General features: G+C 58.7%; 20 protein-coding genes and 7 tRNA genes. 10 read left to right on the plus strand and 17 right to left on the minus strand.

Annotated features, from left to right (window positions below; translation table 11 throughout):
* Positions 1-138: 138 nt before the first annotated feature.
* Positions 139-1554 carry a glutamate--tRNA ligase gene (gene gltX / locus BN1139_RS14380; protein WP_005349391.1) on the minus strand — a complete coding sequence of 472 codons (1416 nt, stop codon included), beginning with the start codon at positions 1552-1554 and terminating at the stop codon, positions 139-141.
* Positions 1555-1828: 274 nt separating this feature from the next.
* Between gltX and BN1139_RS14385 the strand changes: the two genes are divergently transcribed.
* From BN1139_RS14385 to BN1139_RS14395, 3 genes are all read left to right on the plus strand, one after another.
* Positions 1829-3931, plus strand: a complete 2103-nt coding sequence (locus BN1139_RS14385) for a methyl-accepting chemotaxis protein (RefSeq protein ID WP_005349389.1) — start codon at positions 1829-1831, stop codon at positions 3929-3931.
* A gap of 99 nt (positions 3932-4030) precedes the next feature.
* Positions 4031-4699, plus strand: a complete 669-nt coding sequence (locus tag BN1139_RS14390) for a LysM-like peptidoglycan-binding domain-containing protein (RefSeq protein ID WP_005349384.1) — start codon at positions 4031-4033, stop codon at positions 4697-4699.
* Positions 4700-4975: 276 nt separating this feature from the next.
* Positions 4976-5185, plus strand: a complete 210-nt coding sequence (locus BN1139_RS14395) for a cold-shock protein (protein ID WP_005338972.1) — start codon at positions 4976-4978, stop codon at positions 5183-5185.
* 221 nt (positions 5186-5406) lie between these two features.
* Here the strand turns inward: BN1139_RS14395 and BN1139_RS14400 are convergent.
* The 8 genes from BN1139_RS14400 to orn form a co-directional block, all read right to left on the minus strand.
* Positions 5407-5482, minus strand: a tRNA-Gly gene (locus BN1139_RS14400).
* Positions 5483-5506: 24 nt separating this feature from the next.
* Positions 5507-5582 (minus strand) — tRNA-Gly (locus tag BN1139_RS14405).
* Between the two features lie 24 nt (positions 5583-5606).
* Positions 5607-5682 (minus strand) — tRNA-Gly (locus BN1139_RS14410).
* A gap of 24 nt (positions 5683-5706) precedes the next feature.
* Positions 5707-5782: transfer RNA gene (locus tag BN1139_RS14415), tRNA-Gly, on the minus strand.
* Positions 5783-5807: 25 nt separating this feature from the next.
* Positions 5808-5883 (minus strand) — tRNA-Gly (locus BN1139_RS14420).
* Positions 5884-5916: 33 nt separating this feature from the next.
* Positions 5917-5992, minus strand: a tRNA-Gly gene (locus tag BN1139_RS14425).
* Between the two features lie 37 nt (positions 5993-6029).
* Positions 6030-6105 (minus strand) — tRNA-Gly (locus BN1139_RS14430).
* A gap of 178 nt (positions 6106-6283) precedes the next feature.
* Positions 6284-6829, minus strand: a complete 546-nt coding sequence (gene orn / locus BN1139_RS14435) for an oligoribonuclease (protein ID WP_005349380.1) — start codon at positions 6827-6829, stop codon at positions 6284-6286.
* A 91-nt stretch (positions 6830-6920) separates the two neighbouring features.
* Here orn and rsgA point away from each other — a divergent pair, with 91 nt between their 5' ends.
* From rsgA to BN1139_RS14460, 5 genes are read left to right on the plus strand one after another with little or no spacing between them, the layout of a single operon-like run.
* Positions 6921-7955, plus strand: a complete 1035-nt coding sequence (gene rsgA / locus BN1139_RS14440) for a small ribosomal subunit biogenesis GTPase RsgA (protein WP_013724084.1) — start codon at positions 6921-6923, stop codon at positions 7953-7955.
* A gap of 28 nt (positions 7956-7983) precedes the next feature.
* Positions 7984-8856 (plus strand): archaetidylserine decarboxylase, encoded by an 873-nt coding sequence (gene asd, locus BN1139_RS14445; RefSeq protein ID WP_041202663.1) that lies wholly within the window; start codon positions 7984-7986, stop codon positions 8854-8856.
* A complete protein-coding gene (locus tag BN1139_RS14450; protein WP_005349372.1) occupies positions 8853-9122 on the plus strand; it encodes a VF530 family protein in 270 nt (89 codons plus the stop codon). The genes asd and BN1139_RS14450 overlap by 4 nt, the downstream gene beginning before the upstream one ends.
* On the plus strand, positions 9112-9363 hold the full coding sequence (locus tag BN1139_RS14455; protein WP_005338984.1) for a DUF2960 domain-containing protein: 252 nt from the start codon (positions 9112-9114) through the stop codon (positions 9361-9363). The genes BN1139_RS14450 and BN1139_RS14455 overlap by 11 nt, the downstream gene beginning before the upstream one ends.
* 2 nt (positions 9364-9365) lie before the next feature.
* Complete coding sequence (locus BN1139_RS14460; protein ID WP_005349369.1) at positions 9366-9755, plus strand: hypothetical protein; 390 nt, start codon at positions 9366-9368, stop codon at positions 9753-9755.
* A 97-nt stretch (positions 9756-9852) separates the two neighbouring features.
* On the opposite strand, the gene BN1139_RS14465 is transcribed toward BN1139_RS14460, so the two are convergent.
* The 5 genes from BN1139_RS14465 to gpt all read right to left on the minus strand — a co-directional run bounded on the left by BN1139_RS14465 (position 9853) and on the right by gpt (position 14788).
* Positions 9853-11106 (minus strand): glutamate-5-semialdehyde dehydrogenase, encoded by a 1254-nt coding sequence (locus BN1139_RS14465; protein WP_005349367.1) that lies wholly within the window; start codon positions 11104-11106, stop codon positions 9853-9855.
* Positions 11107-11140: 34 nt separating this feature from the next.
* Positions 11141-12244 (minus strand): glutamate 5-kinase, encoded by a 1104-nt coding sequence (proB, locus tag BN1139_RS14470; protein ID WP_005349366.1) that lies wholly within the window; start codon positions 12242-12244, stop codon positions 11141-11143.
* A 180-nt stretch (positions 12245-12424) separates the two neighbouring features.
* Entirely contained in the window at positions 12425-12817 is a 393-nt protein-coding gene (crl, locus tag BN1139_RS14475) for a sigma factor-binding protein Crl (protein WP_005349363.1), read from the minus strand.
* Positions 12818-12879: 62 nt separating this feature from the next.
* A complete protein-coding gene (gene frsA, locus BN1139_RS14480) occupies positions 12880-14148 on the minus strand; it encodes an esterase FrsA (RefSeq protein ID WP_005349360.1) in 1269 nt (422 codons plus the stop codon).
* A gap of 172 nt (positions 14149-14320) precedes the next feature.
* Positions 14321-14788: a xanthine phosphoribosyltransferase gene (gene gpt, locus BN1139_RS14485; protein WP_005339007.1), complete on the minus strand. Its 468-nt coding sequence runs from the start codon at positions 14786-14788 to the stop codon at positions 14321-14323.
* A 947-nt stretch (positions 14789-15735) separates the two neighbouring features.
* Between gpt and BN1139_RS14490 the strand changes: the two genes are divergently transcribed.
* On the plus strand, positions 15736-17187 hold the full coding sequence (locus tag BN1139_RS14490; protein ID WP_005349354.1) for an aminoacyl-histidine dipeptidase: 1452 nt from the start codon (positions 15736-15738) through the stop codon (positions 17185-17187).
* 81 nt (positions 17188-17268) lie between these two features.
* Here BN1139_RS14490 and djlA read toward each other — a convergent pair whose 3' ends face one another.
* Genes djlA through BN1139_RS14505 form a run of 3 tightly spaced genes read right to left on the minus strand, consistent with a single transcriptional unit; the run spans position 17269 to position 19797 of the window.
* Positions 17269-18102 carry a co-chaperone DjlA gene (djlA, locus tag BN1139_RS14495; protein ID WP_005349351.1) on the minus strand — a complete coding sequence of 278 codons (834 nt, stop codon included), beginning with the start codon at positions 18100-18102 and terminating at the stop codon, positions 17269-17271.
* A 19-nt stretch (positions 18103-18121) separates the two neighbouring features.
* Positions 18122-18790 (minus strand): N-acetylmuramate alpha-1-phosphate uridylyltransferase MurU, encoded by a 669-nt coding sequence (murU, locus tag BN1139_RS14500; RefSeq protein WP_005349349.1) that lies wholly within the window; start codon positions 18788-18790, stop codon positions 18122-18124.
* Positions 18787-19797 carry an aminoglycoside phosphotransferase family protein gene (locus BN1139_RS14505; RefSeq protein ID WP_005349345.1) on the minus strand — a complete coding sequence of 337 codons (1011 nt, stop codon included), beginning with the start codon at positions 19795-19797 and terminating at the stop codon, positions 18787-18789. The genes murU and BN1139_RS14505 overlap by 4 nt, the downstream gene beginning before the upstream one ends.
* A gap of 174 nt (positions 19798-19971) precedes the next feature.
* Between BN1139_RS14505 and lptD the strand changes: the two genes are divergently transcribed.
* Positions 19972-22458, plus strand: coding sequence for an LPS assembly protein LptD (gene lptD / locus BN1139_RS14510; protein ID WP_005349342.1), 2487 nt, complete (start codon positions 19972-19974; stop codon positions 22456-22458).
* Positions 22459-22483 lie beyond the last annotated feature (25 nt).

The raw sequence follows: 22483 nt of genomic DNA on the forward strand, positions 1-22483 counted from the left end.
TGACTGGCATTTTTTTATCCAAAGTATTTTCGGCCTGTGCGCTGGCCATAAAAAAATCCGAAACCAGTGGTTTCGGATTTTTGCTATTCAGCATGTGGCAGAGCAGGGTTGTCCCCTCGCCTGCCACATCGGCAGCAGTTACTCAGCAGCCATACGGGCTTCGATGTAAGCAAGCGCACGGTCGATACGAGCAAGTACACGCTCTTTGCCGACCAGTGCCATTACGGCGTCGATGGCAGGGGATTGGCCCAGACCGGTGACGGCCACGCGCAGCGGCATACCAACCTTGCCCATACCCTGACCCAGCTCGGCAGCGGTCGCTTCAATCAGCTCGTGCAGCGCTTCAGTGGTCCAGCTCTCCAGTGCGGCCAGCTTGGTCTTGGCCAGAGCCAGCGGCTCGGCAGCGACGCCACGCAGGTGCTTCTTGGCAGCTGCTTCGTCGATGGCCTCGTACTCTTCGAACAGGTAGCGGCTCTGGGCGGCCATCTCGACCAGGGTGTTGCAGCGCTCGGCCAGCAGAGTGACCACGTCGGCCAGTGCCGGGCCATTGCTGGTGTCGATCTTCTGGTTTTCCATGTGCCATGCCAGATGCTTGGCCACATAGGCCGGATCCAGGCTGCGCATGTAGTGGTTGTTCAGCCACAGCAGCTTGTCGGTGTTGAAGGCTGAGGCGGACTTGGAGATGGCATCCAGACTGAACAGCTTGATCATCTCGTCGAGGCTGAAGATCTCCTGATCCCCGTGGGACCAGCCCAGACGCACCAGATAGTTCAGCAGCGCTTCCGGCAGGTAGCCGTCATCGCGGTACTGCATCACGGAGACAGCGCCGTGGCGCTTGGAGAGCTTGGCGCCATCGTCACCCAGGATCATGGAGACGTGGGCAAATTCCGGCACCGGCGCGTTCAGCGCCTTGTAGATGTTGATCTGGCGCGGGGTGTTGTTGATGTGGTCTTCACCACGCACCACGTGGGTGATCTCCATATCCCAGTCATCGACCACTACACAGAAGTTGTAAGTCGGCGCGCCGTCGGTACGGCGGATGATCAGGTCATCCAGCTCGGTGTTGGCAAACTCGATGCGGCCGCGGACGTGGTCATCGAACACCACGGAACCTTCGGTCGGGTTGCGGAAGCGAATCACGTGCGGCGCATCGGCCGGGTGATCGTGGGCGTGGTCGCGGCACTTGCCGTCATAGCGGGGCTTCTCGCCGTTGGCCATCTGGCCTTCACGCAGCGCTTCCAGACGCTCTTTGGAGCAGTAGCACTTGTAGGCGCGGCCATCGGCCAGCATCTCGTCGATCAGACCGTTGTAGCGATCGAAGCGCTTGGTCTGGTAGTAGGGGCCCTCATCCCAGTTCAGCTCCAGCCATTCCATGCCCTCAATGATGGCGTCGATCGCCTCCTGAGTGGAACGTTCCAGGTCGGTATCCTCAATACGCAGCACGAACTCACCGCCCTGGTTCTTTGCAAACAACCAGGAATAGAGTGCGGTACGGGCACCGCCGACATGCAAAAAGCCGGTCGGGCTGGGAGCAAAACGGGTTTTGACTTTCATCTTTAAGCCTTGTGTAGAGGGCCTTGGGCCAATTCGTTAGAAAAAACCGTCGCATTTTAGCACCGACAATCACGGATGGGAAAACCATGACGCCATTGCGGGCTAAAGTAGGGGATTAAATCTGTCGCCATTTGCATCTGTAGCCCGATATTTGAAGAGGATCGCAAAACCGAAGCCCCGTTTCCGATTTGCTATGCACAATGCTGGAGAGCTGCCTCCTCCGGTCGATACCCAAACAACGCTCACCACACTTCTCACGAACAAGGAAGAGACGATGCAGTTCCGTTCTATCCAGAATCGCATTCTAGTGATGGCCGGGATCGCCATGACCGCAGCCCTGGTCATCCTGATCCTGCTCAACCAATACTCCGGCCAACAGACCCAACAACTCACCATCAGCTCCAGCCGTGAAGCGCTGCAGCAGGAGGCATGGCAGAAGGTCAGCGCCAATGCCCGCGCCGAGGCGGCCACCATCACCCAGCTGCTGCAAAAAGGGCTCTCCTACACCCAGCAGATGGCCAGCGCCCTCGCCCTGCAACAACAGGGCAAACTGCCGCTGGATCGCCAGCAGGCCACCGACCTGCTCAAGGCACAACTGGCGTTGGAGCCCCAGCTTTATGGCGCCTTCGCCGGCTTCGAGCCCAACGGTTTCGACGGTCAGGATGCCAGCTTTGCCGGTCAGACCGCGCTCGGTAGCGACAGCAAGGGGCGCTTCGTGCCCTACTTCTATCGCGACAAGGATCAAATCGGTACCGATTTGCTGCTCTCCATCGAAAAAACCGACCCGGACGAATTCGGCAATCCCGCCAACGACTACTACGCCTGCCCGAAGCGGGAAGGACGCTCTTGCCTCATCGATCCCTTCAAGGTGGATATCAACGGTCAGCAGGTGCTGGTGAGCACGATCACCACCCCCATCATGGTGGATGGTCAGTTCAAGGGGATCGCCGCGCTGGATCTGGCGGTGGACTCCATCAGCCGTCAGGCCAAGAGCCTCAACAGCAACATCTATGACGGCAAGGGCGAAACCCTGATCGTCAGCGCCGCCGGTGTCATCACCGGCACCAGCGGCGATGCCAGCCTGCTCGGTAGCAGCGCAAGTAAGGTGCTGGGCAACCAGTGGCAGCAGTACCTGAAACCGGAAGTTCAGCGTCAGGAGCTGGACGAGTCATTCCGCATTTCCGTCCCCATCATGGTGCCGGGAATGAGCCGCAACTGGGCCATCATCGTCACCCTGCCCTACAAGGTGGTACTGGCGGGGGCCGATCAGCTGGAGAGCCAGCTGAGCGAGATGAACCAGGCAGCCATGACCCAGCAATTGGTGGGGGCCGTTATCGTACTGGTGCTGGCGCTGGCCACCATGCTGGTGATTGCCCGCAGCATCACCGGCCCTATCCGTCAAATGGTCAGCCTGGTGGATGACATCGCCGATGGTGAAGGGGATCTCACCAAGCGCCTCGCAACCCGCTCGGTGGATGAGCTAGGGGATCTCGCCAAGGGGATCAACCGCTTTATCGACAAGCTGCAAGGGCTGCTCGGAGATGTGCTGAAAACGGCAAGCGAAGTGAATCGCCATGCCGGTGATACCGACCGCATCGCCGGTCAGACCGACAACAACCTGCAGCACCATCAGGCGGAGATGGAGCAGATGCTGACCGCGGTACAGGAGATGTCCTACGTCAGTCAGGAGGTCGCCACCCACGCCAACAACACCGCCGACTCGGCCAAACAGGCGCAAAGCGCCGCCGATCAGGGCAAGGAGCGCTTCCAGCAGGTGATCCAGTCGATGCACAAGGTCGCAGCAGAAGCCGGAAAAGGGGCAGATGTGGTGGAAGGGCTGGCTCACGACAGCGCCCAGATCACCAGCATCCTCACCGTCATTCAGGGGATTGCCGATCAGACTAACCTGCTGGCCCTCAACGCCGCCATCGAGGCTGCACGGGCTGGCGAACAGGGCCGCGGCTTTGCGGTAGTCGCCGACGAAGTGCGCAAACTGGCGGGCAATACCCAGCAGGCGGTGCAGAACACCCAGGAGTTAATCGAGAAGATCCGCCAGAGCTCCACCAATGCAGTCAACGCTATCACCCAGAGCCAGCAGCTGACCCATCAGGCGGTAGGCGAGGCGGATCTGGCGGAAGAGGCGCTCGGCAGCATCTACCAGGCCATCTCCACCATCAACGACATGACCTATCAGATCGCCTCCGCCGCCGAAGAGCAGAGCTCGGTCTCAGAAACCGTCTCCGGCAACCTGTCAAAAACCAACGCACTGGCCAACGACATTGCTCAGGATGCGACCGAAACGGCCAAAGCCAGTCAGGCTTTGCGTCAGGCGGCCGACAAATTGCAGCAATTATTGGGTCAATTTCGTCTCAGCTGATAATTTTCCGCATCAGGACTCTCCCCCTCGGGGGCGAGTCCGTTTACCATAGGCGACGAATTTGCCTGATGGCAGGCAATGTAGTGAGAGGTAAATGCCGTGCCCACCCCGGACCGTCGCCCACGAGGCCATAACAGACGAGCCCAGCAGCGTCGCCAAGACGAATCACAAGGATCCCTGCTCCATCGCATCAATGCCGCGACCCTGTCCCTGCGCCAACGTTTTGGCCAAGGGATGAGTAACCTCGGCCAACGCCGCCAGGATGCCAAAGCAGGCAAATTCAAGCTGTCCAGCCCGCTGCCCCGCAAAAACACCATAGGTCTGCTGATCCTGATCCCGCTCTGGTTGCTGGTACTGGCCTGGGAGCCGGCACCATCCGTTCCCAAAGCAGCCCCTTCCGGCTCGCTGGAAGTGCCGCTGGCCGTACCTGCTCAAGCTCTAACTGTCGGTAATGGCGCGGCAGGCAGTGCCCCCGCGGCAGCTAAACCAGTCGAAGAGAAGGTCAACGGTACCTGGCTGCAACACGATGTGCAGGCGGGTGAGACCCTCTACTCCATCTGGCGTAAATTCGAGTTGCCGGGTGCCGAGCTGAGCCGCCTGATCGCCATCGAGGGGCCGGATCGCCCCCTGACCCGCCTGCAATCGGGCCGCTCTATCTTCATCCTGGTGGACGACACCCGCCGCATCCAGCGGGTGGAGATCCGCTCCTACGGTCAGGCGGTTTACCGCTACGACCGGCAGGGCGAAGGGTTCGCCCTCAAGGAATAACAAAAACGGGAGGCCCTGGCCTCCCGTTTTTTTTTCAGCCAAATATCTTCAAATAAGCTACTGACTTCACAATATTTTTAGCTTGTTCAAAAAACGAAAGGGGTCAAATTGACAAGGATCGGCGCTAACGTACAATCGTTTGTGCTTTAGACAGGGATTGTTCTACGTGCTACTGGGACAAAGAGACGTGGTCAGTCATGAGCCAACCCCTGCTTGCAAGGCAAATGCAGCCCAGCACGGGCTTAGTTTCATTTTGTTATTGATAGGATTTAGCACATGTCTGACATTCGCACCGGCCAGGTAAAATGGTTCAACGAAACCAAGGGTTTTGGCTTTATTGAACAATCCCAGGGTCCGGACGTATTCGTTCACTTCTCCTCCATCCAGAGCACCGGTTTCAAAACCCTGGCTGAAGGTCAAAAAGTCCAGTTCACTGTGACCCAGGGCAAAAAAGGCCCTCAGGCTGAGAACGTTACTCTGGTCTAAGCCCGCGCCAGTGAATCATGCAGGAGGAGCCAAGGCCCCTCCTCTTTTTTGCCCGCAATTCTCGCCTGTTACAACCGCTTGCCTCGATTAGCCCACAGAGTAAGCCCCCCCTGTTTGCAGAAGGCGGCAGAGACACGCTGAGTAAACGCCAGATACGACAAATCATCGCAGCGCGATGTGAGGGGCAATTCAGAGGGATTATGAAGACTTCGAAGAGAGATTGGAGCGGGAAACGAGACTCGAACTCGCGACCCCGACCTTGGCAAGGTCGTGCTCTACCAACTGAGCTATTCCCGCAACAGAATGTCATTTACAAGTGATTGGAGCGGGAAACGAGACTCGAACTCGCGACCCCGACCTTGGCAAGGTCGTGCTCTACCAACTGAGCTATTCCCGCAACGGAATGTCACTTACAAATGTTTGGAGCGGGAAACGAGACTCGAACTCGCGACCCCGACCTTGGCAAGGTCGTGCTCTACCAACTGAGCTATTCCCGCAACAGAATGTCATCTGCAAGTGATTGGAGCGGGAAACGAGACTCGAACTCGCGACCCCGACCTTGGCAAGGTCGTGCTCTACCAACTGAGCTATTCCCGCATCGGAATATCACTTACAAATTTTTTGGAGCGGGAAACGAGACTCGAACTCGCGACCCCGACCTTGGCAAGGTCGTGCTCTACCAACTGAGCTATTCCCGCAACAACTTGGTTGTCTTGAGGCTGGCTGATGATTGGAGCGGGAAACGAGACTCGAACTCGCGACCCCGACCTTGGCAAGGTCGTGCTCTACCAACTGAGCTATTCCCGCATCGGGCTGGTTTGCACCAGTGTCATCATCAGATTTTTGGAGCGGGAAACGAGACTCGAACTCGCGACCCCGACCTTGGCAAGGTCGTGCTCTACCAACTGAGCTATTCCCGCAACTACCTTAAAACAGGCCGTACAGCATTTGGTTGCTTGCGCTACTGTACGGGAGCCGAATTATAAGAGCAGTCATTCCAATTGCAAGGGCTTTTTTGTCTGGTTGCGCGCGTTCGCTCAAAAGCTGGCCGAACTGTCGATTTTAGCAGCCAGCGTATGACAAACCCTTGCCGGGGAATCAGATCTTGAAGACGTGGCTGCGATAGAACTGCAGCTCGGCGATGGATTCGCGGATATCGTCCAGCGCCTGGTGGGTGCCGCTCTTCTTGAACTGATCCAGCAACTCCGGCTGCCAGCGGCGTACCAGCTCCTTGATGGTGCTGACGTCGACGTTGCGGTAGTGGAAGAAGGCTTCCAGCTCGGCCATGTGCTTGACCATGAAGCGGCGATCCTGACCGATGCTGTTGCCGCACAGCGGGCTGGTGCGCTCCGGCACCCACTGGCGAATGAACGCGAGGGTCTCGGCAATGGCTTTCGCCTCGTCGTGCTGACTCGCCTTGACCCGGGCCACCAGACCGCTCTTGGTATGGGTGTTGACGTTCCACTCGTCCATCTTGGCCAGCTCTTCATCACTCTGATGAATGGCGATGACCGGCCCTTCGGCCAGTACGTTCAGATCCTTGTCGGTGACTATGGTGGCGATCTCCAGTACCACGTTCTCTTCGGGGTCCAGACCCGTCATCTCCATGTCGATCCATACCAGGTTCTGCGCGCTGACTGTCATGATTGCTCTCTCTATTGGGAGGAATGGCGGAATTTTGCCAATTTGCATGTATCATACTGGCTTTGGATCTGTTCATAAACTGGCGAATCGAGTGGCAAAGAAAGCAAAACTCAATCTGGGTCAACAAAGGCGCGTCCAGGCCAACCGCGAACGGCGGCTGCAAAAAGATCACACCACAGTGGTGGATGACACCCTGTTTGGCCCCGCCATCGAAGGGGTGGTGATCAGCCGTTTTGGGCAGCACGCAGACGTGGAAGCGGTCGATGGCACCATCCACCGCAGCAACCTGCGGCGCAGCAGCATCAGCAGTCTGGTGTGCGGCGACAAGGTGGTGTGGCGTCCCGGCCTCAATGCCGCGACAGCGGGCGTCATCGAGGCGGTGCATCCGCGCCACTCGGTACTGACCCGGCCGGACTTCTACGACGGGGTCAAACCCATCGCCGCCAATATCGACCAGATCATCATCGTCTCTGCGGTGATGCCCGAGTTCTCCACCAACATCGTCGACCGCTATCTGGTGGCCGCCGAGGATGTGGAGATCCGTCCCCTCATCGTGCTGAACAAGGTCGATATGCTCGATGATGCCGCCAGAGCGCGCATCGAAAGCCAGCTCGAAACCTACCGCAAGCTCAATTACGAGGTGCTGCTGGTGAGCTGCGAGAGCGGTGAAGGGCTCGATGAGCTGAAAGCCAAGCTCACCGACAAGATCAGCATCTTCGTCGGCCAGTCCGGGGTGGGCAAGTCGTCGCTCACCAACGCCCTGATGCCGGGGCTGGATGTACTGACCGGCGAGATCTCCGAAAACTCGGGGCTCGGCCAGCACACCACCACCACGGCGCGGCTCTACCACTTCCCGAGCGGCGGCGATCTCATCGACTCCCCCGGGATCCGCGAGTTCGCCCTCTGGCATCTGGAAGCCGACCGCATCACCTGGTGCTTCGTTGAGTTTCGAGACTATCTGGGTGGCTGCAAGTTCCGCGACTGTACCCACAAGGACGATCCCGGCTGTGCCCTGCGCGCCGCGGTCGACGCGGGTGCTATCAGCGCCGATCGCTTCCACAACTATCACCGCATCCTGGAAACCATGCAGGAAGCCCGTCACGGTCGGCAGCAAGCGCGCCTGTGACCCTAATAAACCTACGTTGATGATGAACATGAGCATTACTGACAACCTGAAAATTGCCGGTCAATACTGTCTGCCCAAGCACGCCCTCTCCCGTCTGATCGGCAAATTTGCCGCTGCCGAAGCGGGCAACATCACCACCAAAGTGATCGAGGCTTTTATCAAGCAGTATCAGGTCGACATGAGTGAGGCGCTGCACGAGAGCCCGGCCCACTACAAGAGCTTCAACGAGTTCTTCACTCGCGAGCTCAAGCCCGGTATCCGCCCCGTGGTAGAAGATGCCATGACCCTGGCGCTGCCGGTCGATGGCACCGTCAGCCAGCTCGGCCCCATCCAGCAGGGTCGCATCATCCAGGCCAAGGGCCACGACTACAGCGCCCGCGAGCTGCTGGGTGGCTATGAGGATTTGGTGGCGCCGTTCAAGGATGGCGACTTCGCCACCATCTATCTGGCGCCCAAGGATTACCACCGCATCCACATGCCGCTGGACGGCGTGCTGGAGAGCATGGTGTTCGTGCCGGGGGATCTCTTCTCCGTCAACCCGCTCACCGCCGAAAACGTGCCCAACCTGTTTGCCCGCAACGAGCGGGTGGTCGCCACCTTCCGCACCCCGCACGGCCCCATGGCGCTGGTGCTGGTCGGTGCCACTATCGTGGCCAGCATCGAGACCATCTGGGCCGGCAACATTGCGCCGACCAAAGAGAAGAAAGTGGTGCGCTGGGACTACAGGGGCGACGAGGCCATTACCCTGCAAAAAGGCGCCGAGATGGGCCTGTTCAAGCTGGGCAGCACCGTGGTCTGCCTGTTTGGCCCGGGCATGCTGGCCGGTTTCGAACCCCATCTGGCCAATGGCGTCACCACCCGCATGGGTCAGCCCTTTGCCAAGCTGGCGGAGCAGGCATGAGCGAGCAACCGAACGCCTCGCAGAAGAACAACCCGCTGCACGGGCTGACGCTGGAAGCCATCGTCACCGCGCTGGTCGAACACTACGGCTGGGAAGAGCTGGGGCAGCAGATCAATATCCGCTGCTTCACCGATAATCCCAGCATCAAGTCCAGCCTGAAGTTCTTGCGCAAGACCCCCTGGGCTCGGGAGAAGGTCGAAAGCCTCTACCTCTACGTCCAGCGCAAGCAAGCCAAATCGAAGAAGGAAGGGCAAGATGGCCTTTAAGATTACGTATACCTATAAAAAACAGGCCAAAGAGATCGGCTACGCGAACGACAAGTTCCGCAGCATCTACGACGCCATCGCGGCTGCCGAAGGGCTGGATCTCACCAGTTTTCACGCCATGGAGGCCCAGCTGGCTCAGGTTTGTCGCCGTGACAAAAAGAGCGTGAAGGATTATCAGGAGAACTACTTCAAAGAGTTGGGATTCTCCAACATCGTCATCGAACGGGATCTTCAGGAGTAACCATGCGCACCTTGACTCTGATGGCCGCTTCTCTGCTGCTGGCGGCATGCAGTACACCGGAACAACATCTGGTGGGCAGCGATCGCGACAGTCACGGCTGTATCGGCAGTGCGGGCTATCAGTGGTCAGCACTGACTGGCAAATGTGTGCGCCTGTTTGAGCAGGGTATCCGGCTCAATCCGACCGATGCCAGCCAGACCAGCAGCGCCTTCGTGCTGTTCAACACCGATCAGACGCAGGCCGAACTGCATCTACCAAGCGGCGAGCTGCTTGCGCTGACCCGTCAAGGTGCGGAGGGCAACTGGTCGTGGCAGGGCAGCGGCTACACCCTCTTTATCTGGAAGGGTTATGTGCTCAAGTCCGGTGACAAGGTGCTCTATCACGGGGAATAACCCCGAGGAATAGCGCACTGCGTGGTATCGACGCGATACCCGCGAAAAAAATGCCGACCCAAGGGGTCGGCATTTTTGTATCTGACACAACCGGTTATCAGGCGCGGCTGAGGTAATCGGCCTGCCCTACCCACTTGTAGCTGGTAAGCTCGGTCAACCCCATGGGGCCACGGGCATGCAGCATCTGGGTCGACACCGCAACTTCAGCGCCCAGACCAAACTGGCCACCATCAGTGAAACGGGTGGAGGCGTTGACATAGACAGCCGCCGAACCGGCCCCGTTGACGAAACGCTCGGCGTTGGCCAGATCGTTGGTCAGGATGGCATCGGAGTGGCCGGCGTTGTGTTCGCGCATATGGGCCAGCGCCTCGTTCACATCCGCCACCAACTTGACCCCCAGGGTCAGCTCGAGCCACTCGGTATCGAAATCCTCCGGCCCCGCCTCGCACAGGTTATCGGCACCCGCCAGCAGCGCCATAGCGTTGGGCGCGGCCACCAGCGTCACCTTGCGCTCGTTCATTAGCGTCACCAGCTGCGGCAGGAATGTCGAAGCGACTTTCTCGTGCACCAGCAGGGTATCGAGGGCGTTGCAGGCGGAGGGGCGCTGCACCTTGGCGTTGTCGATAACAGCCAGAGAGCGCACCAAATCGGCACTCTCGTCGACGAAGATATGGCTGATGCCGAACCCGCCGATGATGACCGGAATGGAGCTGTTCTCCTTGCACATCTTGTGCAGGCCAGCACCGCCACGGGGGATGATCATGTCCACATAGCGGTCGAGACGCAGCAACTCGCCGACCAGCGCCCGATCCGGGTTGTCGATGTACTGCACCGCCGCCTCAGGCAGACCGGAGGCCGCCAAGGCATGCTGGATCACCCGCACCAGCTCCAGATTGGAGTGGAAGGTCTCACGCCCGCCACGCAATATGCTGGCGTTGCCAGTCTTGAGGCAGAGGCTGGCGATATCGATGGTGACGTTGGGGCGCGCCTCGTAGATGACGCCGATAACCCCGATGGGCACCCGACGACGGGAGAGCCGCAGGCCATTTTCCAGCACCCGGCTATCCATTTCGGCGCCGACCGGATCGTCCAGCGTGATCACCTTGCGCACATCCGCCACAATCCCGGCCAGCCGGGCCGGATTGAGCAGCAGGCGATCCAGCATCGCCTCTGACAAGCCCGCCTCACGGCCGGCGGCGATATCTTTCGCATTGGCGGCGAGGATCTGCTCACTGCGCGCCTCCAGCTCGTCGGCAATGGCGGCCAGCGCCCGATTCTTCTGCGCCGTGCTGATGGTAGCCAGCTGATAGGCGGCTTCACGGGCCGCCTGCCCCATTTTCTCCAGACTCATCTCGGTTCCCTTTGTTCATGCCGTGCCACCCTGATTAGAGCAGCACCATATCGTCTCGATGGATGGCTACTGAACCATATCCATAGCCCAGTACCTGCTCAATCTGATCCGAGTGGACGCCGCGCAACTTCTCCAGCTCCAGATGGTCGTAACGGCAGATGCCGCGGGCCAGTTCGGCGCCTTTGGGATCAAGAATGCGCACCACATCGCCCCGAATAAAATCGCCCCTGACCGCGACGATCCCCTTGGGCAGCAGGCTGGAGCCTTTATCCTTCATGGCGGCGACAGCCCCCTGATCCACATGCACTTCGCCGTGAGGGGGCGGGCCTGCCAGGATCCAGCTCTTGCGCCCTTCCAGCGGGGAGGCCAGCGCTGGGAAGAGGGTACCGATACGCTCACCCTTGGCGAGACGGCCGATCACCTCCGGCATCTGGCCGGTCGCGATCACCACATTGACGCCAGCGCGACGTGCCACATCAGCGGCCTGCAGCTTGGTAGCCATGCCGCCGGTGCCGAGGCCACTGACACTGTCACCCGCCAGCGAGCGCAGGGTATCGTCAATAGTCTGCACCTCTTCAATAAGCTGGGCATCGGGATTGGTGCGCGGATCGGCGGTAAAGAGCCCCTTCTGGTCGGTCAGCAGGATCAGCAGATCCGCATCCGCCAGAATGGCGGCCCGTGCGGAGAGGTTGTCGTTGTCGCCGACCTTGATCTCGGCGGTCGCCACCGCATCGTTTTCGTTGATGACCGGAATAATGCGGTGATCGAGCAGGGTGCGCATGGTGTCGCGGGCGTTGAGGTAGCGCTCCCGATCTTCCAGATCGGCGCGGGTCAGCAGCATCTGGCCGATATGCAGACCGTAGAGGTTGAACAGATCTTGCCATACCCGAATAAGCTGGGTCTGACCAACCGCCGCCAGCATCTGCTTGTTGGGCAGGGTTGGCGCCAGTGGCGGGTGGCCCAGATGTTCACGCCCGGCGGCGATAGCCCCTGATGTGACGACCACGACACGATGGCCGTGACGGTGCAAGGCCGCACACTGTCTGACCAGCTCGACCATATGGGCACGATTGAGCTGGGAAGACCCCCCTGTGAGCACGCTGGTGCCCAACTTGACGACTATGGTTCTGTTTTCCATGGGAGCATAAAGGCTAAAAAAGTAAGGAATATCTTTATACCCACGGCCATGGTGCCCTGCAAGGCAATTAACGCCGAGGTGAGGAGATGGGGCAAAGGCCCGGGTGATTGCGGTCGGAAGGGGAAATGGCTGACTGATGGCCCGGCAAACAGCGGGATGCTGCTCGCCGGGCATCAGGGATCAAGCAGCGGTCACGGTCAACTCATTGGTGACCTGATCCGCTGGCGCTAACTGACACTCCAGAGCCGTCAGTTTGTCGTTGATGAGCTTGTAGAAACGGTTGAGGGTCCGTTCCACTTCTACCTGGTGCTTCTTGGGGATCGGCTTGTCCAGCCACTCGCCATCAGCATTGTAGAAACCGAGCTGATAGTGGTAACGGAAATGGTGACCGTCCTGCTCCAGCACCAGCCACCAGCCCCAGAACTCCCGTTTGTCCGGCGCCGGCTTGGCACTGACACAGACCGACAGGCAGTCGAAACGATAACGCCCCTCTTCGCAGAGATCTTCGCGCAAATAGGGGCCAATGGCAGCAAACTGCCTCAGCAGTCGCTTGTAGGTCACTCTTTCAGACATGTTAACCTCCCTGTTAAACAAGCCGCGCCACCTCGGGATGGCGTCAGTTCTTTAGCGCAATGTCAGGTACACAAATGCTGTTTCAGCCACTCGACGATTTCGTCCAGTGCCTTGTCATACACCTCCAGCAAAGGCTGTTTGTCGAATACGATGGCCTTGCCGTTACGACTGGCCGCCGCCAATGCCCGTACATCCTGCTCGGGACAAATAAAATCTCGCTTGTGTCCAATACTCAATATCGGCACAGAGGTGCGAGTCCCCAGTAATCCTTGTGTTTTAAGTGAAAAAACCTGGCACTTGGTACGCATGCCGTCCCACTGCGCCGCATCCGCCCCCAACCGGTTGGCCAGACTGTCCCGCATCATGCGCGGACACTTGGCAAACAGCTCCTGATTGGTAAACACCTGATTGACACCGGCGCCGACACAAACCACGGTGCGCAGCTTAAAGGGTTCGATAAAGGCCAGTCTGGCTGCGATATTGCCCGCCAGACGCATCCCCACCATGGCGATACGCTGATGATCGACCCAGGCCACTTCGGAAAGGTAATGGAGCACCGCCTGATGAAGGCGGCTGGTATCCTGCACCAGCGGCCAATGCTCGGCATAGCCAACCCCGGGCATATCGAGGGAGAGCATGCCGATGCCGTTGGGCTCGAGCCGTTTGAGATAGAAGTTGAGGAAATCGAGCTGCAGGGAGTCGATCCCGCCGCTGATGATCACCAGCGGCACCGGTTTTTCGGTCGTCGGCAGGTGGAGATAACCCTGAATATGCTTGCCGCGAAAAGGCACCTGGATCTCTTTGAGCGGCACCTTGAACAGGCGACCCGCCTCGCGATAGGCCATGTTGCCAAGCAGCTGGGCCTGATCCGCCAGCTCGTCATCCTTGAGATGGGGATAGCTGGCGATGGAGTAGTAGCGCACCGCCTTGAGCAGCTGTTTCAAGGCGCCAGAAGGATCACCCTTCTCGCGCAGTTCGCGGCCCTGCTTGAAATAGTTGCCAGCCACCTGGCTCCACTCGTAGATCCAGTTGCCGGGCACATAGCCCTTGATGGTATCGAGATAGCAGTCATGGGTGCGCTCGCCGGTCGCCATGGCGATACGGGCCAGGGTCTGCTCCACTTCGATGGGGTCTGCCCCCTGCCAAGTCCAGGAGGGGCGACGCAGCAGGCGATACCAGCTCTTTGACATGGATCCGTCGATAAACATCTCGTCTGACTCGGCTTGCGCCAGATCAGCCGCACTGGAGTTGGAGATCTCGGATGTTTCCAATACCTTCTTGACGCGGGTAAAGAGCTGTTCGGTCAGGTTTAGGTCTTCGTTCAAGTCCAAGATAGTGTCCCATTCATATCAGGCAATAGCTCATCTTAACCACTTTTACTGCCCATCAGCCACCCTGCAACAGATTGATACACAAAAAAACAGGGCTCCAAATTGGAGCCCTGTGAAACCATTATTGCCGGTTGCGACCAATGGACGCAGCGAGCGTCACATCCCGATCCCGTTACTTTTCGTCGCAGATCGGTGTGGCGAACTCCAGCGCCATATCCCACGGCTGTTCGATCCAGGTATCCTGCGGGATCGCCACTTCGAAATCGTCCAGCAGCGCTTCGCCCATCGGCTTGGCGAAAATCGCGATGAACTTGGCTTTCGGGTAGAGCTCGCGGATCGCCTTGGCGGTAGTGCCGGTGTCCACCAGATCTTCCACCACCAGCCAGCCTTCGCCGTCACCGGCGGTGGTGGCAGCCTTCACGACCACCAGCTCGCGCTGGCTGTCATGGTCATAGCTGGAGATGCAGAGGGTTTCCACATTACGAATGCCAAGTTCACGGGCCATCAGGGCTGCGGGCACCAGGCCACCACGGCTGACCGCGATGATACCTTTCCACTGGCTGACAGGCAGCTGACGACGGGCCAGACGGCGAGCTTCACGTTGCAGGTTGTCCCACGACACATAGAACTTTTTCGGCATGTTATCGATCTCGAATAGTTATTTAAAAACAATTACTTAAAATAACAACATCCGCAATTATCCCTGCGGATGCCAGTAAATGGCGGCCCTTGCCCGACTGAATTCAGATTGCACTTCGGCTGCCTCAGGGCTAAGCCTCGGCAGCAAATCTGATAACAATGGAAGCAAGATGGGCTTATCCGGCGATCGGTTAGATGATGTGTCCAAACCGCGGACAGGCTGTTGGGCCGATATGATAGCACCGTTTGCAGAGAAAATGCCTGGCAAACGTATGCCAAAAACAGGAAAAATCGGCATCCCCCTCTCCATTCGGCACATCTAGAGCGCCAAACGACTAACCTGCCGTCCCTGCTGCCGAGTCCAAATGGGCTGTGCGGCAAATCGCAGATAAAAAAATAGCAGGGGGAGGATTTACCTCACGCACCTGCTGCTTTCTCGCCTCTGCCTGGTTGGGCAGCTCGTCTTAGCGACGAGTGACGAAGGGATTAGGGTAGCTGAAACCCTGGGTATACAAAGAGGGGGCAAACCAATAGGTTGAGTTGCTGCCTGGCATATTGAAACTCCTGATTGCTTAACAAGTTACGTACCTTTAATGCGGGCTCAAATCCTTGAACGAACACTCGGTTCCATGGAGGCGCACTTGCTTTGCTTCGGTTCCCTGGAGGCTTTCATCGTCATCCTGACGGGTGGCGAACCACGGGAGCTAATTTACCAGTCGGTGCGTTAAATTCAATATTTTTGTGAGATCGGTCACACATTTTCTTTTCTATCGGTCAGCGTCGTCCGAACCTGACGATCGTACTGCCTGGTTGCCATCAGCCAGCACAAGCTGCCTGCGATTTGCGCTGATTGCTCACATTTTTGTGTGATTGACTGTATTATCGTTATCCTCTTCCCCGGCCCGCTGATGGGGCCCTGTTAATTCCGTGCTGGTAAGGAGTCCCGACGTGGCACAGCTTAGCTCTCTCTCTCCCAAACTGATTTGGCATTTCTTCGAACAGATCTGCTCCATCCCTCACCCTTCCAAACATGAAGCCAAACTGAGCGCCTGGATCATCCAATGGGCTCAAGGGGAAGGTCTGGCGGTCAAGCAGGACAAGGTCGGCAACATCATCATCAAGAAACCGGCCACCCCGGGGATGGAAAACCGCAAAGCCGTGGTACTGCAGGCCCACATCGACATGGTGCCGCAGGCTAACGCAGACACCAAACACGACTTCGCGACCGATCCCATCGATGCCTATGTCGATGGCGAGTGGGTCACTGCTCGTGGCACCACCCTGGGTGCCGACAACGGCATCGGCATGGCCGGTTGCTTGGCCGTACTGGCTGACAAGACCATCAAGCACGGTCCGCTGGAAGTGCTGCTGACCACAGACGAAGAGACCGGTATGACCGGCGCCTTCGGTCTGGAAGCGGGCTGGCTGGAGGGCGAAATTCTGCTCAACACCGACTCCGAAGAGGATGGCGAAGTCTATATGGGCTGCGCTGGCGGTGTGGATGCCAATATCCGCTTCCCGCTCGAGCTGGTTGATGCCAGCGAAGGCGAAGCGTTCGAACTGGCCGTAAAAGGGCTGCGTGGCGGTCACTCCGGTTGCGATATCCATCGCGGTCGTGGCAACGCCAACAAGCTGCTGGTGCGTCTGCTCAAAGCAGCCGAGCCGCTGAGTGTTCGTCTGGCCGAGATCCACGGCGGCACCCTGCGCAACGCCATCCCGCGCGAAGCCCGTGCCACCCTGCTGGTGCCCTCTGCCAGCGTAAACGAGTTCAAGGCGCTGGTTGACCGCTACACCGGGATCTACCAGACCGAACTGGCCGCCACCGAGCCTAACCTGACCGTGCTGGTCAACAACGCCGCCAAACCGACCAAGCTGATGAGCGTCTCCCTGCAGCAGCGCCTGCTGGATGCCCTGATGGCCTGCCCGAACGGCGTGATGCGCATGAGCGATGCCATGCCCGGCGTGACCGAAACCTCTACCAACCTGGGGGTCATCAAGACTCAGGATGGCGAAGTGTACGTCCAGTGCCTGATCCGCTCCCTGATTGACTCCGGCCGCGAGAGCATCGAGCAGATGACCCGTTCCCTGTTCACCCTGGCAGGCGCCAGCTGCGAATTCACCGGTGCCTATCCGGGTTGGGCGCCGAACGTGGACTCCCCCGTCATGGCGCTGGTACGCAACAGCTACCAGACCCTGTTTGGCACCATGCCCAACGTCATGGTGATCCACGCCGGTCTCGAGTGCGGTCTGTTCAAGAGCGCCTATCCGGAGTGGGACATGGTCTCCTTCGGCCCGACTATCCGCGGTGCCCACTCCCCTGACGAGAAGGTACATATCCCGGCGGTCGAACGTTTCTGGCAACTGCTGGTGCACGTACTGGAAGCGATTCCGGCCAAATAACCCGGCCTGCGCCACACAGTAAAACAAAGCCCCGCACTGCTGCGGGGCTTTTTATTGTCTGCTCCAACCTGACGTTTGCGCTTACCGGATGCCGCGGGCCTCGCGGATCCACTCCCAGGCTTGCTGGATCTCCTGAGTCTTCTCCTTGGCCATCTCCATCATCTCCGGCGGCAGTCCTTTGGCGGCCAGCTTGTCAGGGTGATGCTTGCTCATCTCCTTGCGGTAGGCGCGCTTGATATCCTGATCGCTGTCGCTCTCGCTCACCCCCAGCAGCTGGTAGGCATTCTTGAGGCGATCCGCAGAGGGTGCCGCCTGCCGATACTGCTGGCCACCGGAATGGCCCCCCTGATACTGGCCATGGGCCTGATTGAAGAAGTTCATCTGCGCTTCGGCCATCGCCAGAATGCGGGCCAACTCAATGCGGCTGAAACCCAGCTCGTCGGCAATGGTATGCAGAATGGCGCGCTCGCCCTCCTCCACCCGCCCGTCGGCAAAGGCCGCCTGCAACTGCACTTCGAGGAAGAAGCGCAGAATATCGCGCTGCCCCAGACTGGCACGGCGGAACTCGGCCAGGGTCTCGCGCAGCGGGAAGTCGGCCTCCTTACCGAGACGAAACGACTCCTGCGCCCGGGCACGCTGTTCGCCCGCCAGCCGCATCCGATCCATCAGGTTGGAGGCAACCCGGATCTCCTGTTCGGTCACCTGACCGCTCGATTTGGCGATATGGCCCATCACCGAGAAGGTGGCATGGAAGAAGACAGCCTGTTGCTCCTGAGTCGGGGTACGGCGAAACGCCCCCTGCAGCCCCATGCCGCGATCGAAACGGTGGCCAATCCAGAGACCAATCAGGGCACCAACAATGTTGCCGAGCAGAAAACCGAAGAAGGCGCCCAGCACCTTACCCCAAATACGCATGGTTCAAGACCTCTTGATGTTATTGAGCGCGGCGCTGAAGCTGTTCGTCCAGCTCGCGCAGTCGATCGACCGTGCCGATATCGCGCCACTCGCCAGCGAGCAGGCTGCCGCCTACCTGCCCTTGCGCCATCCAGTCACGGAGCAGGGGCGCCAGCTTGCGGGCACCGCCCGCGAGACCGGCAAAGGCCGCCGGATCATATAGTCCGACCCCGCTGAAGGTAAACGCTGGCGTATCCACGACTCGCCCTTCTTGCAGGGCAAAGTCTCCGCTCGGGTGCTGGGGCGGATTGGGCACCAGCCAAAGGTGGGCCAAATCATCGCCAAGGGGCTGGCTGACCAGAGTGTGATAGTCGAGATCGAGCCAGGTATCGCCGTTGATCACCAAAAAGGGGTCAGAGCCCAGCAGCGGCAGTGCCTGCACAATGCCGCCCGCGGTCTCCAGCGCGCTCTCCTCGGCTGACCAGTGGATGGTCACGCCAAGCGCACGGCCATCACCAAGGCTCTCGACCAGCTTGTGGCCAAGCCAGGCGTGGTTGATCACCAGCTCGGTCACCCCGGTGGCTTTGAGCTTTTCGATATGGTGGACGATAAGCGGTTTGCCCCCCACCGCCAGCAGCGGCTTGGGCAGCAGGTCGGTCAGCGGGCGCATCCGCTCGCCACGGCCAGCGGCCAGGATCATCGCCTTCATGGTTTTACCCCTGCATTGGCGATCCCCGGCAACACCACCTGCTCCAGCCACTGACCAAAACGGGCCAGTACCGGATAGGCACTACCATGAGTGCGACAGACATCCACCACATAGCCAAGAGTGCGGGGAATATCCTTGAGATAGCCGGACTTGCCGTCGCGATGATAGAGCCGAGTGAAGAGTCCCGCCGCTTTGAGGTGGCGCTGCATGCCGGTCAGGTCGGCATCGCGGCGGAAACTGGCGTAGTCGCGCTCGCCAAGCAGTCCTGCCTGCTGCAGAGTGGCAAAACCGTGTTGCATCCCCTGCTCGATCACCGCGTCCGGCCAGCGCACGTAGCAATCTTTCAGCAGGGAGACCAGATCATAAGTGAGCGGCCCGATGACCATATCCTGAAAATCGATGATGGCCAGCCGGCTGCTCTCGGGGGTATCACCGCAACATACCATCAGGTTGCGACTGTGGAAATCCCGATGCATCACCCCCTGCGGCTGGGCCAGATTGCAGGCGGTGAGGCAGGCAAAGGTCTCGTCCAGCAGTTGCTGCTCTTCATGGCTCAGGGTCAGCTGCAGATGATGACCCAGCAGCCACTCGGGGAAAATGCTGTTCTCCCGCGCCATAAATGCCGCATCGAAGGGTTCAAGCGCCAGTTCAACCGCCCCCAGGCGGGGCAGCAAATCAATCGCCTTGCCATACCAAGCCAGCACATTGTGTTCGTTCAGGCAGCTGATCAGCTGGGTATCGCCCAGGTCACTGACCGCCAGCAGCCCCTGTTCGTAGTCCACCGCCTTCACCTCTGGCGCCAACAGCTGACGCGCCAGCAAGGCGGCCGCGTTACGAACAAACTCATGATTTTTTTCGGTTTTCGGATTGGCATCCACCCACACCAGACCACCACCACGAGAGTAGCGGCGGAAGCTGGCATCACCGGAAATGAGGGTAAGCGTGAGAGTGGCATCACCGGAAATACGGCGTGCCCACTGCAATAGCAGGGAATCGCGATCGTGCATAAGTAGAGGACCAAGGTGGAAAGCAGCACTTGGCTGTTAGCCCTGGCCGCAATAATGCTTTATCATTGCCGGCTAACATAAAGCAATGACATGCAATGTCAACTCGATGAAACCTGTCGTAAAATGCATGCCTTGGATCAACCGTATCTATCACGGATTGCACGAGTCTTTCACATGACAAAATGGACACTGGGGTACCGCTATCCCATCGCCCTGACTATCAGCCTGGCCCCCGCACTCACCCCTATGATGGTGCAGGCGGCCCCGTTCGAAGCGCCGCCAGCCACCGGCATTCTAGATAGTCTCTGCTATGACTATGTTCCCAAGATAGAGAAGCCTGCATCGGATCAGGATGCCAACGCGCAGCCGGTCGAGGTTGATGCCGACCGTCTCGAAGCCAAACAGGGCGGCACCGCCGTCTATGAAGGCGACGTCAAGGTTCGTCAGGGTGTTCGCAAGTTTGACTCCGACTATGCCCAGCTCGACCAGAAGAGCCGGGATGTCATCGCCATCGGCAACATCTATTACAACGACGGTCAGGTGACCGTCACCAGCGACAAGACCCTCAAATCCAACCTGGATACCAAGAACTCCGAACTGGAAGAGGGCAAGTATCAGGTGCATGGCTCACCGGTGCGCGGCTTTGCCAAGCGCGTGGTGATGACCAACAACAACCAGAACATCACCATGGAGGGGGCTCAGTACACCACCTGCCCCCCCGGTCAGGAAGTGTGGACCCTCAAGGCAGGCAGCATCGACATCGACCAGAAAGAGGTGTTCGGCGAAGCCTGGAACGCCAGCCTCTGGCTCTATGACTACCCGGTGTTCTACTTCCCCTATATCAACTTCCCCATCAAGGATGAGCGGAAGACCGGTCTGCTCTACCCGGGTTACAAGCAAAGCTCCAGCAACGGCATGGATATCACCCAGCCCTTCTACTGGAACATTGCCCCCAACTATGATGCTACCATCACCTCCCGTTTTATGGACAAACGCGGCCTGATGGAACAGGTGGAGTTCCGCTACATGCCGGACCCAGCCCACACCGGCACCCTCTATTTTGAAAGCCTCAGGGATGACAAACAGTATGATGCTGGCAACCCGAGCTTTACCAACCCTTCGACAGGGACTCCGTACCTATCCGATGGCCATCGTTACCTGATGAACGTCCGTCACGGCTCCGCCCTGATGGATGGCAGCCTGCGTTTGGGCATCGACTACACCCAGGTTCGCGACAAAGATTACAACTACTTCAACGACTTCAGCCCGCAAGTGGGCACTCAGGTCGACAGCCAGTTGCAGCAATCCTTCACCGCCGGCTACTACCAGCACAACTGGAACCTCACCTCCGAGGTGCGCCGCTACCAGATCCTGAGTCCGTATGCGCAGCTGCCCCACGAGATGCTGCCGCGTATCGACTACAACTACTTCCAGCAGGGCAAGTGGTTCGATCTGGCCTGGAACAGCGAACTGACCAAGTTTGGCTATAACAGCGGCAGTGCCACCATCCAGCAAGCCGGTGAGCGCTATACCGCTACTCGCCTGCATCTGGCACCAACCCTGACCGTGCCCCTGGTGGATGCACCGGGTTACTACCTGACCAGTCAGTACAAACTGATGTTTACCTCTTACAACCAAGAGGTTCCAAAACAACTTACTCAAGCCGATATAAATAACTTCGATCCGATAAGAAAACAGGGTGAAAATGGTCGTCAAGAAAATGTAGTTCTCAAAGACGGCACCATTACTCGCACTCTGCCGTCCTTCCGCCTCAAGGGTGGGATCAACTTCGATCGGCCACTCGACTGGTATGATGGCAAGGGGACACAGACCCTGGAACCCGAGTTCCAGTACCTCTATATCCCTTACAAAAATCAGGACGAGATCGGGATCTACGACACCACTACCACCCGTCAGGATTACTACAGCCTGTTCAGTGATCGCCGCTTTGCCGGTCTTGACCGCATCAGCGATGCCAACCGGGTCACCGTTGGCCTGACCAGCCGGGTCTATGACAATGTGGGTGATGAACGGTTGCGTCTGGCAGTAGCCCAGGCCTTCGAAATGACGCCACCCAAGGTGCGCCTCTACCCTTCAAATCCGGAAAGCACCAACGCCCGCTCCCTGCTCTCGTTTGAGGGGGATGCACGGATCACCGATGAGTGGTTTGCCCACGCGGGGACCCAATACGATACCTCAGAGGGTGAATTTACAGCTGGCAATGGTGCGGTCGAGTACCGGACCGGCAAGCTGACCACTCAGGCCAACTACCGCTACATCAAGGATGGCAACCTGGACTATCGCTATCCGACCAACACGGCGCTGGCAGAAGATCTGAGCCAGGCGGGTCTGGTGATGATGGCGCCGATCGCCGACCAGTGGCAGATGTATGGCGGTTACTACCGTGACATCAAACAGGATGTGAACATTGACCGCAAGATCGGTGTCAAATACGACTCCTGCTGCTGGAGCATCAACATGAGCCTGGAGTGGCACAATCAGCCGGACAACATCACTCTGAAGCCCACTTCGGAAAGAGTCATTGGTCTGCAGTTTGAAATGAAGGGACTTGGCAGCGTGGGTACCGGTGGCCGCAGCGTCACACTGGATACCGAGCTGTTGCCCTATGTTCGCCCGTTTAATCTGAAAGGCCAGCAATGATGCTGGCCCAGCCTTGAGAGATGGA

Source organism: Aeromonas veronii bv. veronii (assembly GCF_000820225.1).
Taxonomy (GTDB): Bacteria; Pseudomonadota; Gammaproteobacteria; order Enterobacterales; family Aeromonadaceae; genus Aeromonas; species Aeromonas veronii.